Genomic DNA, 13,536 nt, shown 5'->3' with positions numbered 1-13,536 from the left:
TTTTCCGTGTAAAGCCTCTCTGGGGTATGCGTTTTCAGTGTTTCGGCGACTTTTGACCCGCCACGAGGATGAAAACCACCCCCAAAAGGATGATGCCGCAGGCCAGCCATTCCTTGGCCATGACCACTTCACCGGCCAGCACTACACCCAGAAACAGCGCGATCAAGGGGTTCACGAACGCATAGCTGGTGGCCACGGCAGAACTGGCGTGGGCCAGCAGGTACATATAGGCGCTGAAGGCCACCAGCGAACCGGCCAGCACCAGGTACAGCCAGGCGGCGCTGGCTTCCAGCGTGGGCGGCCATACCATGTGCTCGCCCAGCGCCAGGGATACCAGCAGCAGGGCGGCCCCACCGCACAGCATCTGGCTGGCAAAGCCCATCGGTCCCTTGGTCAGGGGCAGGCGGGTGGTGGACAGTACCGAGCCCAGCGACCAGGTCAGCGTGGCGCCGATGATGCACAGCAGACCCACGGGCGCCGCGGAAAAGCTGGCACCCTGCACCAGCACGCACACGCCTACCAGTCCGGTCAGCATGCCCGCCAGTTCCAGCCGCGACGGGCGTTGCCCGAACAACAGGCCCCAGCCACTGGTCATCATGGGCACGATGGCGATAAAGGTGGCGATCAGGCCGGAGCCTATGTGCAGCGAGGCCTGGGCTGTCAGCCCCATGCCGCCGCCCAGCATCAGAATGCCAATCAGCAGGGCGTTGCGCCATTCAGTGCGTGTGGGCCGGGCATGGCCGCGCAGGCACAGCCATGCCATCAGCAGGCCGCCGGCCGCCAGAAAGCGGGTCGCCATCTGGAAGAACGGCGGAAAGCTGGGCAGGGCAATATGGATGGCGAGGTAGGTCGAGCCCCAGATGAAATAGCAAGCCAGTAATGCGGGCAGCACGAGGCGGTTGTGGGTAGAGTTGTGGCGCGGGTTTTGCATGCCATGATGTTAGGCAGTCAAACCCGTCTGCGCCATGCAATATTCTTGGTAATAACGGATATTGGCCTCAATTTTCTTGCTGGAGCACTATGCTGACCGAAGTTTCTGAATTTGACGCGTGCGACGATCGTATCCTGGCGGAGCTGCAGCGCGACGCGCGCATCACCATGGCCGAGCTGGGGCGACGCGTACACCTGAGCCAGCCGGCGGTGACCGAGCGGGTGCGCAAGCTGGAGACCAGTGGCGTCATCAAGGGCTACCGCGCCGAAGTGGATCTGACCCGGCTGGGCTACGGTATCCGCGCCATCATCCGCGTGGCCCGGGCCGAGTACGCACGGGTGGTGAAGCTGATTGGCCAGACCCCGGAGGTGCTGAATGCCTACAACGTGACCGGCGAAGACAGTTGGGTGCTGGAGATCGCCGTTATCGATGTGCAGCACCTGGATGCGGTGGTCAGCAAGTTCTGTCTGCTCAGTACCACCTCGACCTCGATCGTGTTGAACGCTCCGCGCGAAAACGCCCAGGTGCTGCCCGCGCGGCGTGAGAACATCAAGCCTTCTGCCCAGAAAGTGAGCCCTCCATGACGACTGTGTTTGCGACCTGTGACCTGTGCGATGTGCACAAGAACGATGTGTCTGGCGCCTTCCGTGTATTGCCGCCAGTGTTCCGCGACTTTGGCGGCACGCGCACCTTCAGCGGCCCGGTGTGGACCGTGCAATGCTTTGAAGACAACTCCCTGGTCAAGGCTGCGCTGGACATGCCCGGCGAGGGCCGGGTGCTGGTGGTGGATGGCGGCGGCTCTTTGCGCCGTGCCTTGTTGGGCGGCAATCTGGGGGCGGCTGCCCATCGCAATGGCTGGGCTGGTGTGGTCATCGACGGCTGTGTGCGGGACGTGGCCGAGCTGGCTGCCTTGCCGATAGGCATACGTGCACTAGCGTCCATGCCCCTGCCCACCGAAAAGCGCAACCAGGGCCAGAGCAATGTGGCGGTGCATGTGCAAGGCGTGTGGGTCATGCCCGGCGACTGGTTGTATGCCGACGAGGACGGCATCGTGCTGGGAGCAGCCGCGCTGGTCTAGCGTCGCTCGCCTTGGTCAGCTGGGTTGGCAAAGCCTTTCAATTCCTCACGCATCCAGTCCACCAGGACCCGCGTTCGGGTGGGCAGCAAGCGTGCATGCGGGTAGACCACGCTTAGCGGACGGGGTGGTGATTCGAAGCTTTCCAGTACTACCTGCAGCTGCTTCTGCGCCAGATAGGGGGCCACCTGGTAAGACAGAAACATGCCCAAACCCAGGCCTGCTACGCAGGCTTGCACCGTGGGCGCGATCTGGTTGAACTCCAGGTTGCCGCTGACGGCAATGCTGAAAGACCGGCCCTTGTCGATGAAGGGCCCCCAGCTGGGGTTGTTGCCGGTGTTACGTATGCAGTTGGCCTGCAGCAGGTCCTTGGGGTGGCGGGGGAGCCCTACGCGCTTCAGGTAGCCGGGGCTGGCAACCACCACGCGGCGGATACGGCCTATGGTTTGCGCCACCAGAGAAGAGTCCTCCAGCGGGCCTATGCGTATGCCCAGGTCTATGCCTTCTTCCAGCAAATTCACCACCCGGTCGTACAGCAGCACGCTGCAGCGCATCTGCGGATAGCGCTGTACAAAACGGGTGACGGCCGGGGCCACATGGAGCTGGCCAAACTGCACTGGCGCGGTGATGGTGAGGTGGCCTGCGGGTTCGCTAGATTCGGCCTTCAGGGCCGCCTCGGCCTCCTGCAATGTGGCCAGCACCTGGCGGCAGCTGTCCAGGTGGCGGCGGCCCTCGTCGGTGAGCGAGATGCGCCGCGTGGTGCGGTTGAATAGGCGCACCCCCAGCTCTGCCTCGAACGCGGCCAGGCTGCGCACCACGGCAGGCAGCGACGCGTCCATCGCTTGGGCGGCGGCGGTCAGGCTGCCCTGGTCAGCAATCTGCACAAAGGTGTGCATGGCTTTGAGTTTGTCCATGCGGTCATATTAAACCGATATATGAAGTAGTTAAATGCCTGGGGTGTCATTTATCTTGTGAAGTGGATTAAACACAATCACTGCTTCTTTCACCACTTTGCACCTAGGAACAATATGTCCATATCAACGTCCCCCCGCCCCGCGCAGCCGATCAAGTTGTACCGCCATGCCATCTCGGGCCACGCGCACCGCGTGCAGCTGATGTTGTCACTGCTGGATCTGCCGTTCGATCTGATTGATGTGGACCTGCTGGTCAAGGCCCAAAAAACGCCGGAATTTTTGGCGCTGAATGCCTTTGGCCAGGTGCCGGTGATCCAGGACGGCGACGTCACGCTGGCCGACTCCAACGCCATCCTGGTGTATCTGGCGACGCGTTATGGCGCGCCTGGCGCCTGGCTGCCTACCGAAGCACTGGGGGCGGCCCAGGTGCAGCGCTGGTTGTCAGTGGCGGCTGGGCAGATCGCCTTTGGCCCGGCGGTGGCGCGGGTGATCCAGTTGTTCAAGCTGCCCACCGATCCCAAAGATGCGATCCAGCGGGCGAACCAGCTGTTTCAGGTAATGGACGCGCACCTGCAGCAGTTCGACTACCTGGTCGGCAGCGCGCCAACCATTGCCGATATTGCCAACTACAGCTACATCGCCCATGCACCCGAGGGCAATGTGGCGCTGGAGCCGTATCCGTATCTGCGCGCCTGGCTGGCCCGCATCGAGGCATTGCCCGGCTTTGTGCCGATGGTGCGCAGCCGTATTGGGTTGGCCGCATGAACGCCACCTTCCATGCCGGTGAGCGCGCGGTGCAGCAACGCGCCGGTGTGGCCGAGCGCATGGCCGAGGTCGGGCCGCGGGTGATCCGCGATTACATGCCCGACCAGCACCGCGATTTCTTCGCACAGTTGCCCTTTGTGGTGCTGGGCAGCCTGGACGCGCAGGGCCAGCCCTGGGCCTCGGTGTTGGCACAGCCGCCGGGTTTCATCCGCTCACCGGATGCCACGCTGTTGCGGCTGCAGGCGCTGCCGGATGCGGCCGACCCATTGGCGCAAACGCTGCAGCCAGACGCGCCCATTGGCCTGCTGGGTATTGAGCCGCATACCCGCAGGCGCAACCGCGCCAACGGCAGGGTGATGGCGCTGGATGGCGCCGGCTTTGGCTTGCGCATAGAGCAGAGTTTTGGCAACTGCCCCAAGTACATCCAGGCGCGCGAGCCGGTGTATCTGGCCACGATCGAAGTGCCGGCGGCGGCGATTGCCAGCAGCCAGCTTGACGCGGCCGCGCTGCGGCTGGTGCGTGGGGCGGACACTTTCTTCATCGCCTCCGCGAACCCGCAGGCCTTGCAGCCCGAGGGGCGTGCCGACGGGGTGGACGTATCGCATCGTGGCGGCAAGCCGGGCTTTGTGCGGGTCGAGGTGGATGCCGCTTGCCAGCAGTGGCTGACGGCGCCAGACTTTTTAGGCAACTTCTTTTTCAACACCCTGGGCAATCTGGCTGTGAACCCGCAGGCCGGACTGCTGTTCATTGACTACGCCACCGGCGATCTGCTGCAGGTGGCGGTGCGTGCAGAGATTCTGTGGGACGGCCCGGATCTGGCTGGCTTTGCCGGCGCCCAGCGTCTGCTGCGGATGCAGGTGCTGGGCGCTTTGCGCCGGCCCGGTGCATTGGCCTTGCGTTGGGGCGAGGCTCAGCTGTCGCCGGTGCTGGAGGCTACCGGCGTTTGGGCCTGAAGCCCTTTAAGCTGCTGCGTACGCGCGCTGCGCCAAGGTTTTTGCCAGCACCTGTGCTGGGTTGAAACTGCGCAAACCGGTCATCTGTGCCGCGCCGTCCAGTGCCAGCGGAATTTCGGTGCAGCCCAGTATCAGCGGCGCACCGCCGTGGCGTTCGGCCAGGGCCTGGGCCACCTCGCCAAAGCAGCACTGCGCCAGCGGCATATTGCCGGCTTTTACACCGTTGTAAATGCCTTGCATGATGCGCGCGCGCTCAGCGGCAGTTGGCAAATGGCATTGCACTCCGGCGCGCTGCAGCGCCTGCTCGTACACGCCGCTGCGGTAGGTGCCATCGGTGGCCATCAGCGCGGCTGCCGGTATGCGCTGCAAGGCCAACTGCTGCGCCATCTCGTTGGCGATATGCAGCACGTCGAGCTGTGGAAAGCGCGCCTGCATACGGCTATGCCAGGCGTGGGCGGTGTTGCAGGGCATGGCCACGCAGCGCGCACCCAAGGCTGCCAGACGGCCCAGCGCCTGCAACATGGGCTCCAGTGGCTGCTGTGCGCCACTGGTATCGTCTTCCAGCGCCTGCGTACGATCCGGTACCGGCACCTGGGCCAGCCAATGCTCGGGGAAGCGCTGGTCGCTCACCGTCACACCGATGGCCTGCATATGCTCGATACAGGACTGCACGAACAAGCGCACGAAGTCCGCGCCGGCGGCGGGCCCCATGCCGCCCAGGATGCCTACGACTTGCATGGTTAGACCGCCGGCTTGTCGCTCAGCGCCTTGAGGTTGTCGCGCAACTCTTTGCTCATGGGCAGGTTCAGGTTCTGGCCCTTGGGGGGGATGGGCGACATGAACCACTTGGTGTAGAGCTTCTCGAACTGGCCGGACTTCATCATGCCGGCGATGACTCCATCGACCAGCTGCTTGAATTGCGGGTCGTCCTTGCGCAGCATGCACGCATAGGGCTCGACTTGCAGCGAGTCACCTACGACTTCCCATTCCGCCGGGTTCTTGGCATTGCCGATCAGGCCGAACAGCAGGATGTCGTCCATCGCAAAGGCCACGGCGCGGCCGCTGTCCACCAGCAGCATGGAGTCGTCGTGGTCCTTGCCCAGTTTGATGTCCATGCCCAGGCTCTTGTCCTGGTTGTATTTGCGGATGACCTGGGCGTTGGTGGTGCCCGAGGTGCTGGCGACCGGCTTGTTGGCCAGGTCGGCGTAGTTTTTGATGCCAGACGACTTCTTCGCCAGCAACCGGGTGCCGGTGTAGAAATGGTTGATGGCGAACTGCACGTCTCTGCCGCGCACTGTGTTGTTGGTGGTGGAGCCGCACTCCAGGTCCACCGTGCCGTTGACCAGCAGCGGGATGCGGTTTTGCGATGTCACGGCCTGTAGCGCAACCTTGAGGTCAGGCTTCTTCAGTTGCTTCTTCACCGCGTCGGCTACGGCGTTGGCGATGTCTACCGAGAAGCCTTCGGGCGTGCTGCCACCGGCCAGGTAGCTGAAGGGCACGGATGACTCGCGGTAGGCCAGGGTGATCTGCCCGGATTCGGCGATTTTTTGCAGAGTGTCCGCGTGGGCGGCTGCGGTGGCAGCCAGGCCTGCGGCCAGAAACATCGTGGACAGTACGGAGGAGGCTTGCATGATGACCCTTTGAAGTAGAGGTGATGGAGGAGCTGTGGGGCAGTTTAGAAAGGGCTGGCCGCAGTGCATAGTGCCTTTTTCGGGGCGCACCATAACCTGAAGTTATGGGCTGGCGGCGGCACCTGGGCATAACTTTTGCTGATGGCTAGGCCTGTGTTTGGCATTGGCGCCATGCAGATCGCGTGCCTACAGTGTTGCCCAAAGGGTGGATACACATGCATGTCGTTGTTTTAGGAGCGGGAATCGTTGGGCTGGCCACGGCCTATGCCTTGCGTTTGCAGGGCAAGGAAGTGACGGTCATCGACCGCGCTACGCCAGGTGCTGGTGCCAGCGGCGGCAACGGTGCCCAGCTGAGCTACAGCTATGTGCAACCCCTGGCCGACCCCGGCATCTGGACCCAGTTGCCCAAGTTGCTGTTGGCGGCCGACTCACCGTTGAAATTTCAGCTGCAATGGGACCCGCAGCAGTGGCGCTGGGGGCTGGAGTTTCTGCGCGCCTGCAATGCCGATACCTCCGCCCGCAGCACGGCCCAGTTGCTGCAGCTGGCCCTGCGCAGCCGCCAGGGTTTTGAAGCCATGCTGCAGGACTTGGCACTGGACTGTGATTTTGCGCGCAGCGGCAAGCTGGTGGTCTACAGCAGTGCCGCCGGCCTGGAGTCTGCACGCAGACAGGTGGCGCTACAGCAGCGCCTGGGCAGTGTGCAAGAGGTGGTGTCGGCCCAGCGTTGCGTGGAGCTGGAGCCGGCTTTGCAGTACTACCAGGCCCACATGGCCGGCGCGGTTTATACGCCCAGCGAATGTGCTGCTGATTGCGCCAAGGTTTGCGATGGCTTATACGCGGCGCTGCAGGCGCGCGGCGTACGCTTTGTGCTGGGCCAGGAGGTGCTGGGTGTGGTGCACCATGGCAAGCGGCTGCAGGCAATCCGCACGGTGGCGGGCGAGCTTGCGGCAGACCAGTTTGTGCTTGCCCTGGGTAGCGCCAGTGCGGGTTTTGCACGGCCGTTGGGGCTGCGGCTACCTGTCTACCCGCTGAAGGGCTACAGCATCACCTTGGACCTGACGGACAGTGCGGATACGGCGCCGCAGGTGAGCGTGACGGATGCCGCGCGCAAAGTGGTTTTCGCCCGCATTGGTCAGCGGCTGCGGGTGGCTGGCATGGCAGAGCTGGTAGGGCATGACAGCCGTATTGAACCCCAGCGCATACAGCAACTCAGCGAGGCAACCCGCGCTGTGTTCCCTGGGCTGGACCAGGGACTGGAACTGCACCCTTGGACCGGTATGCGCCCGGCCACGCCGACCGGCCTGCCTCTGGTGGGACGGCACCCGCAGGGGCCGGAAAACTTGCTGCTCAATACCGGCCACGGGGCCCTGGGGTTCACCCTCGCGTTCGGCACAGCCCAGGCGGTGGCCGACGCACTTGCAGCCGCTTAGCTATGCGGCGGGCTGCAGTGCCTGCTCGATCACCTGCTGCACGCACTGCGTCATGGCGCTGGCCAGCAGAGAGCCGGGCCGGTTCACCGCGCGCAGGGCCTTGATGGGCACGGCGATGTGTGGCTCCAGGGTCAGCACATCCACCTTGCCCAGATCGGCCGACAGGGCGGTGCAGCTGTCGATCAACGCCACCGCCAGGCCATGGTGCGCCAGCGCCAGTGCCGCGTGGTAGGTCTGCACGGTAATGCTGGACGACAGGCCCACACCCGCCTCGCGGCAGGCGTGGCTGAGGGTGGAGCCCACCGGGTCGCGCACATCGATATTCACTACCGGCACCTGGGCCAGATCGGCCAGGTTCACCAGGCCCTGTTTGACTTGCTTGGCACTGAGAACGCCCTTGGGCGCTACGCAGACCATGCGGCCATCGGCCAGGTGCTTTTGCTCTAGCGAGGGGTGGGCGATGGCGCTGAAGACCAGGCCCACATCGGCCTCCTGCAGCACCAGGGACGAGATGATTTGTGGCGAGTGCAGCGCATCCATGGTCACCACCACATTTGGATGTTGCTGGCGGAACAGCTTGAGCGCACGGGGCAGCACCTCGTAGCTCAGCGCCAGCACGGTCAGGATGTGCAGCTCGCCGTCCTGGTGGCCCTGGCGCAGGCTGTTGGCCAGGCGTTGCACATCGTCCAGCTGGGCAAACAGCCGCTCGATATGGGGGTACAGGGTTTGCGCTTCGTTGGTGGGCGTGAGCCTGCCCTTGGTGCGCTGGAACAGCGGAAAGCCCAGCTGCAATTCGGCATGCGCCAGCACTCGGCTGACGGCAGGCTGGGTGACGTTGATCAGCCGTGCCGCAGCGCTGACGCTGCCGGTGAGCATGATGGCGTTGAAGACTTCGATGTGGCGTAGACGCATGGGGGCTCCTCAGCTCGCAGGTAGGGACGAGGGCAGTGTTGCAAGTACCACGCCCAACAAGGCCACGCCGAAGGCCAACAGCTGCATGGCTCCCAAGGTTTCGCCCAGTACCAGCACGCCGGTCAGCGCCGTGGCGATGGGCAGCAGCACGCTGTACACACCGGCCTGTGCCGCCGGCACCACGCGCAGGCCAGTCATCCACAGCCACACCGTGCCCACACTGGCGGCCATGGCGTAGAACACCAGCAGCAACCAAATGCCCGGATGCACCGTGCCGAAGTTGAACGACATGGCCATGTACAGGCCGGCGGGTGTCATCAGCACCAGACCCCACAAATTGATGAGGGCGCTGATGCGCTTGGGGCTGATGCTGCCAGTGAGCTTTTTGCCGATCACTGCATACGCGGCCTCGCACAGCACGGCCCCAAACACCAGCAGATTGCCCCAGAGGTGATTTGAAGCCAAATCGGCCTCTGGCGCAGAAGATACCTGCGCAAGGTGCTCTGATTTTGATAGTGCAAGCAGGCCGATGCCGAGCACGCCGCAAGCCACCGCAGCCCATACCCGCAGGCCGATGCGCTCGCGCAGGATCAGCCAGCTCAGCACGGCCACCGTGGCCGGGATGGCCGCCAGGATCACCCCGGCAGAGACAGCGCTGGTCATGCTCACGCCGTACAGCATGCAGATAGAAAACAGGAAGTTGCCGAGAAAGGACTCCAGAAACACCAGCCAGCGCATGCGGGTGGACATCGGCCCTTCGGACTCCGGCTTTTTCAGCCAGGGCAGCATGGCTACTGCTGCAATGCCAAAGCGCAGCCAGGCCAGCAGGAACACGGGCAGGGCGGCGACCAGTGGCTTGGATATGGCGACGTACACGCCAACAAGGGCCATGCCAGAGGCTAGGCAGAGGCGCGCGGTCAAAGGGCCAAGGGGGGCAGGGTTCATACAGGCGAGGGAATCTGGGGTCAGGCCCGCAGGCCCGTTTTCGTTTTGCTGGAGGGCGCAGTGTAGGGCGGGGCGCGTTGTGAGTGGCCCCCTATAGCCGCTTCAAAGTGGCACCGGGCTAGGTGCCAATTTGCCCTATCGTGCGGTCTTTGCATGAAGGCATTGAAATCTATGGGACTCGGAAATTTTGCATACGCCAATAACAACAACCATTTTTTAGCCACCCAGGCGCTGGCCGCGCAGCCGTTTGCACTGGCTGGTGTGCCGTTTGACGGCGCTGTGACGAATCGCCCAGGCGCGCGCTTTGGCCCGCAGGAGATTCGCCGTGCCAGCCTGATGCTGTGCGACGGTCTCCACCCTTATTTCGGCGTGTCGCCTTTGGGTTACCTGGGCGATGCGTTGGACATGCGCCTGCCCAATGCTTCGCCCCTGACCGAGGTGCGCGCGCATATCCAGCAACAGGCGGCGGAGCTTATGGCGCGCCACCACTGCGTGTTTTTGGGCGGTGACCATTCCGTCACCCTGGCGTTGCTGCGGGCCGCCCACGCCCAGCATGGACCGTTGGCATTGGTGCATTTCGACGCGCACTGCGATACCTGGGTAGACCATTTTGGTGAGCCGTCAGGCCACGGCACCTGGACCTACGAAGCGCTGCAGGAAGGCCTAGTCAGCCCTACGCATTGCGTGCAGATCGGACTACGCTCCAGCGGCGAGCGGGCCGCGCGTGAATACGTGCAAGACCAGGGTGGCCTGATATTCACCGCGCGCCAGCTGCGCGGCCTGGACGGTGCCGGCCTGAATCCGGTGCTGGACACCATACGCCAGCGCCTGGGCGACCGGCCTTGCTATCTGACCCTGGATATCGACTGCCTGGACCCGGCGTTTGCACCCGGCACCGGCACGCCCGAGCCTGCCGGCTTGACCAGCTCGCAGCTGATGACCTTCTTGGAGCAACTGGCAGGATTGAACATGGTGGGCATGGATTGTGTGGAAGTGGCACCCGCGTACGACCATGCCGAGCTGACCACGCTGGCGGCCGCCACTTGCGTGTGGACTTATCTGTGCGGGCAGGTCGCCAAGCTGAAAGGAGCGCCGCATGCTGCGTAAATCTCTGGTGGCGTCCGACACCCAGCTGAACCAGAAAAGCTATTACGAAGCCAGTGTCCAGCGCGGCGTACCCGACCCGGTGTTGCGCGGTGCCGAGACGGCTGATGTGGTGGTCGTGGGCGCGGGGTTTTCCGGCCTGTCTGCCGCCATCGAGCTGGCACAGCGTGGCATGCGGGTGGCGGTGCTGGAGGCAGACCAGGTGTGCAGCGGTGCCTCCGGGCGCAACGGCGGCCAGACCATCGTGGGCTTTGCCAGTGGCCAAGACGTGTTTGAAAACCAGCTGGGCGCCGCGGATGCCCGCAGGGCCTGGCAGATGTCGCTGGAGGCGATTGCGCTGGTGGACCAGCGCATTGCCCAGTTCAACATCGCATGCGAGCGGGTCAACGGTTATCTGTACGTGGCGGATTCGCCCCGCAAGGCGCGTGCGCTGGAGGCCGAAATGCGCACGGCCCAGTCGCAGTACGGGCTGCCGGTGGACTTTGTTGAAGGTAGCGCGGTGCAGCGGCATATCGCCAGCCCGCGCTACTGCGCGGCAGCCTATGAACCGTTGTCAGGTCATTTGCATCCGTTGAAATTCGGGCTGGGCCTGGCTGCAGCGGCTCGGGCGCTGGGCGTGCGCATCTACACCGGATCGGCGGTCACACAGCTGGACCGTGGCGCCAAGGTTTGTGCACACACCGCGCAGGGCCAGGTGCGAGCCAACTACGCGGTGCTGGCCGGCAATTGCATGCTGGCCGAATACGGCGCCGCGGTGGCCCCCGAAATTACCCCCCGCATCATGCCGGTGGGCACCTATATCGTGGCGACGCCGCCGCTGGGCGAAGCGATGTGCCGCCAGCTCATACCCAGTAACGCTGCGGTATGCGACAACAATTTTGTGCTGGACTACTTCCGCTTTAGCGAGGACCACCGGTTGCTGTTTGGCGGTCGGGTGAGTTACAGCACTTCGACGCCAGCCAATCTGGCGCAGCGCATGCAGGCCCGTATTGCCAAAGTGTTTCCGGGGCTGCAAGGTGTGCCGCTGGACTATGTGTGGGGCGGCTTTGTGGACATCAGCATGAACCGCGCACCCGACTTTGGCCGGCTGGGCACGAATGTGTATTACCTGCAGGGCTTCAGCGGCCACGGCGTGGCGCTGACGGGGCTGGCAGGGCAGCTGGTAGCCGAGTCGATTGCCGGCCAGGCCGAGCGCTTCGATGTGTTTGCGCGGCTGCGGCACCAGAGCTTTCCTGGCGGTGCCTTGCTGCGCACGCCCAGCCTGGTGCTGGGCATGCTGTACCACCGCTTGCGCGATCTGGTTTAGTTTTTGCGGCTGGTCTTTTTGGGCGCGGCTGCAGCCGTGACGCCAGCCACCATGTCGGCGATGCGTTTGCCGCTGGCGGCAATATCGGCCTGTATGGTGTAGCCGTAACCAATCACCAGGCCGCGGATGTCGCGCCGGGCCAGGCAGTAGGCGGATAGCGGGCGCACGGTCAACCCGTAACCGCCCAGGGCCTTGGCCAACGCAGCGTCGTCCACTTGCGGCGGCAGCTTGAGGCACAGGTGCAGTCCTTGTTCGGCACCGGTGATGCTGGCGTGTTCGCCCAGGCAGGGCGCCAGGGCTTCCAGCAGGCATTGGCGGCGTTGCGCGTGGCTTTGCTTGGCGCGGCGCAGGGTACTGGCAAAGTGTCCCATTTCAATGAATTCGGCCAGGGCCGCCTGCAGGTGCATCTGGCCCGGTCGGTTCAGGTCGTAGTGGGCTTGCTTGAAGGATGTGATCAGGGCTTTGGGTACGACCAGGTAGCCCAGCTTCAGACCCGGGTACATCACCTTGGAAAAGCTGCCCATGTAGAGCACCCGGCCGTCCTGGTCCAGCCCTTCTAGTGACGAGAGTGGGGGGCCAGTGAAGCGGAACTCGCTGTCGTAGTCGTCCTCCAGTATCCAGGCGTCGTGTTTGCGTGCGGCGGCCAGCAGCAAGTGCCGCCGCGCCAGCGACATCACCGCGCCCGTGGGGTACTGGTGTGATGGCGTGACGTAGACCAGGCGCGGCGCGTGGGCGTTGTCGGCTGCGTCGGGCGCAATGCCTTCCTGGTCCACAGAGATGGGGTGCAGCTTCAGCCCAGTGGCCATGAAGGCCTTGGCGGCGCCCCAGTAGGCTGGGTCTTCCAGCCACACGGTATCGCCATGGTCGGCCAGCAGCTGCGCGCACAACTCCAGCGACTGCTGGGTGCCGCTGGTGATCAGCACCTGGCTGGGGTCCAGGATGACGCTGCGGAACATACGCAAATGGTTGGCAATGGCGCGGCGCAGCGGGGCGTAGCCACCCGAGCTGCTGTAGTCCAGCATGTCGGGGTAGGTCATGCGCCAGTACTTGTTCTGCAGGCGCTGCCATAGCTGTACCGGAAAGGCGCTGAAGTCGGCAATGCCCGGGGTGAATGGCTGCACCTCCAGCTCACTGGCGCAAAAGGTTTCGGCCAGCGCCCTGCCGCGTTTGGACAGCTGGGTGCAGTGCCCGGCTTCTGCACGTGTGCTGTGCTTGCGCGCCAGCGTTACCTTGTTCAGGTTGTCGCTGACGAAGGTGCCACTGCCTACATGGCTCACCAGATAGCCTTCAACCGTAAGCTGGTTGATAGCTGCCACCACGGTGTTGCGCGACACATCCAGGTCTTCCGACAGCTTGCGGCTGGACGGCAGGCGCTCGCCTGCAGCAATCTTGCCGCCCAGGATGGCCCGGCGCAGCGACTCATACAGCAGGCGGTGCAGGGGCAGGGCATCTTGCGCGCCCACTTTGTTGATTTCGGTAACGAGAAATTCGCTCAGCATGCAGGCTCCGGGGCTAAAGTGGCTGCAAAGTGGCACCATCGACCTTTGCAAACTGGATCTATTATTAAACC

The 13,536-nt window shown here is 63.9% G+C and carries 14 protein-coding genes; 7 read left to right on the top strand and 7 right to left on the bottom strand.

What is annotated here, in order from left to right; translation table 11 throughout:
* Positions 1-34 precede the first annotated feature (34 nt).
* Positions 35-931, bottom strand: coding sequence for a drug/metabolite exporter YedA (gene yedA / locus AC07VY_RS09740; RefSeq protein WP_495097255.1), 897 nt, complete (start codon positions 929-931; stop codon positions 35-37).
* An 89-nt stretch (positions 932-1,020) separates the two neighbouring features.
* Here yedA and AC07VY_RS09735 point away from each other — a divergent pair, with 89 nt between their 5' ends.
* Positions 1,021-1,515 carry an Lrp/AsnC family transcriptional regulator gene (locus tag AC07VY_RS09735; RefSeq protein ID WP_495076664.1) on the top strand — a complete coding sequence of 165 codons (495 nt, stop codon included), beginning with the start codon at positions 1,021-1,023 and terminating at the stop codon, positions 1,513-1,515.
* A complete protein-coding gene (gene rraA / locus AC07VY_RS09730; protein WP_495097254.1) occupies positions 1,512-2,009 on the top strand; it encodes a ribonuclease E activity regulator RraA in 498 nt (165 codons plus the stop codon). The genes AC07VY_RS09735 and rraA overlap by 4 nt, the downstream gene beginning before the upstream one ends.
* Here rraA and AC07VY_RS09725 read toward each other — a convergent pair.
* Positions 2,006-2,920 carry a LysR family transcriptional regulator gene (locus AC07VY_RS09725; RefSeq protein ID WP_495097253.1) on the bottom strand — a complete coding sequence of 305 codons (915 nt, stop codon included), beginning with the start codon at positions 2,918-2,920 and terminating at the stop codon, positions 2,006-2,008. The two genes, rraA and AC07VY_RS09725, sit on opposite strands and share 4 nt — an antisense overlap.
* Before the next feature lie 114 nt (positions 2,921-3,034).
* Here AC07VY_RS09725 and AC07VY_RS09720 point away from each other — a divergent pair, with 114 nt between their 5' ends.
* Together AC07VY_RS09720 and AC07VY_RS09715 are read left to right on the top strand one after the other, a co-directional pair.
* Entirely contained in the window at positions 3,035-3,685 is a 651-nt protein-coding gene (locus AC07VY_RS09720; protein WP_495097252.1) for a glutathione S-transferase family protein, read from the top strand.
* The gene (locus AC07VY_RS09715; RefSeq protein WP_495097251.1) at positions 3,682-4,638 is read left to right on the top strand and encodes a pyridoxamine 5'-phosphate oxidase family protein; all 957 of its coding nucleotides are present in this window, start codon (positions 3,682-3,684) and stop codon (positions 4,636-4,638) included. Before AC07VY_RS09720 ends, AC07VY_RS09715 begins: the two co-directional genes overlap by 4 nt.
* A 6-nt stretch (positions 4,639-4,644) precedes the next feature.
* Here AC07VY_RS09715 and AC07VY_RS09710 read toward each other — a convergent pair whose 3' ends face one another.
* Positions 4,645-5,376: an aspartate/glutamate racemase family protein gene (locus AC07VY_RS09710; RefSeq protein WP_495097250.1), complete on the bottom strand. Its 732-nt coding sequence runs from the start codon at positions 5,374-5,376 to the stop codon at positions 4,645-4,647.
* Between the two features lie 2 nt (positions 5,377-5,378).
* Positions 5,379-6,269, bottom strand: a complete 891-nt coding sequence (locus AC07VY_RS09705) for a transporter substrate-binding domain-containing protein (protein WP_495097249.1) — start codon at positions 6,267-6,269, stop codon at positions 5,379-5,381.
* A 215-nt stretch (positions 6,270-6,484) separates the two neighbouring features.
* On the opposite strand from AC07VY_RS09705, the gene AC07VY_RS09700 reads away from it, so the two are divergent.
* The gene (locus AC07VY_RS09700; RefSeq protein WP_495097248.1) at positions 6,485-7,699 is read left to right on the top strand and encodes a D-amino acid dehydrogenase; all 1,215 of its coding nucleotides are present in this window, start codon (positions 6,485-6,487) and stop codon (positions 7,697-7,699) included.
* On the opposite strand, the gene AC07VY_RS09695 is transcribed toward AC07VY_RS09700, so the two are convergent.
* Positions 7,700-8,611 (bottom strand): LysR family transcriptional regulator, encoded by a 912-nt coding sequence (locus AC07VY_RS09695; protein WP_495097247.1) that lies wholly within the window; start codon positions 8,609-8,611, stop codon positions 7,700-7,702. It abuts the gene before it with no gap.
* A 9-nt stretch (positions 8,612-8,620) separates the two neighbouring features.
* Complete coding sequence (locus AC07VY_RS09690) at positions 8,621-9,556, bottom strand: DMT family transporter (RefSeq protein WP_495097246.1); 936 nt, start codon at positions 9,554-9,556, stop codon at positions 8,621-8,623.
* Between the two features lie 171 nt (positions 9,557-9,727).
* Between AC07VY_RS09690 and speB the strand changes: the two genes are divergently transcribed.
* Together speB and AC07VY_RS09680 are read left to right on the top strand one after the other, a co-directional pair.
* Entirely contained in the window at positions 9,728-10,663 is a 936-nt protein-coding gene (speB, locus tag AC07VY_RS09685) for an agmatinase (protein ID WP_495097245.1), read from the top strand.
* A complete protein-coding gene (locus AC07VY_RS09680; RefSeq protein WP_495097244.1) occupies positions 10,653-11,966 on the top strand; it encodes an NAD(P)/FAD-dependent oxidoreductase in 1,314 nt (437 codons plus the stop codon). Before speB ends, AC07VY_RS09680 begins: the two co-directional genes overlap by 11 nt.
* Here AC07VY_RS09680 and pdxR read toward each other — a convergent pair.
* Positions 11,963-13,465 (bottom strand): MocR-like pyridoxine biosynthesis transcription factor PdxR, encoded by a 1,503-nt coding sequence (pdxR, locus tag AC07VY_RS09675; protein ID WP_495097243.1) that lies wholly within the window; start codon positions 13,463-13,465, stop codon positions 11,963-11,965. The two genes, AC07VY_RS09680 and pdxR, sit on opposite strands and share 4 nt — an antisense overlap.
* Positions 13,466-13,536: the final 71 nt, after the last annotated feature.

The sequence above is a fragment of the Rhodoferax sp. GW821-FHT02C08 genome, assembly GCF_059421805.1.
This window is presented reverse-complemented; position numbering and strand designations above follow the sequence as displayed.